Source organism: Pseudoalteromonas sp. 20-92, assembly GCF_030847595.1.
Taxonomy (GTDB): domain Bacteria; phylum Pseudomonadota; class Gammaproteobacteria; order Enterobacterales; family Alteromonadaceae; genus Pseudoalteromonas; species Pseudoalteromonas fuliginea.
Genome location: NZ_JANJGQ010000076.1, coordinates 1 through 499 on the forward strand (window position 1 = coordinate 1; position 499 = coordinate 499).

At 35.7% G+C, this 499-nt stretch carries 1 pseudogene; it reads right to left on the bottom strand.

Features of this window, described 5'->3' with window-relative positions:
* Positions 1-21 precede the first annotated feature (21 nt).
* Positions 22-499 (bottom strand): annotated as a pseudogene (locus NRL14_RS20810) (IS4 family transposase); the annotation flags it as partial.

Sequence of the window (499 nt, forward strand, 5' to 3'; positions counted from 1 at the left end):
CTGAGGGATCCCCACGAATATTTATTCATGTAATCCCTCCATATTGACTGTTAAATTTGAGAGTTCGGACAATACATAAATGTACTCTTCTAATGGTATGAAATACCTATCGTCATCAATGATTTCACGCGCAATCATTATTATTGATAATACCATTCGCGCTTTTTGTGTATTCGCTTGCAATGAATAGTGGAGCTTTTTCATGACTGCGGCACACCCTATGCACCATAATAAATATAAAATAAGCGCCGCTATAAGCAGTAAATTATCAAATCGGTTAACACTTCGGGAGTTAGCGCACTCCAAACCAATCCCTAATTTATTATTTTTTGTATCTCTAAAATTTTCTTCTATTTGCATACTTTGGCTATAAAGGTTTACTGATTTTTTTGTACTCTTCATAAATTTACAGGCAAGTTGAACACCAGTAACCACGGCTCTTTCGCATCTTTTTGATGAATTTTATCTGTTGTTCTTTGTGACGTCCCGCCTCGTTTTT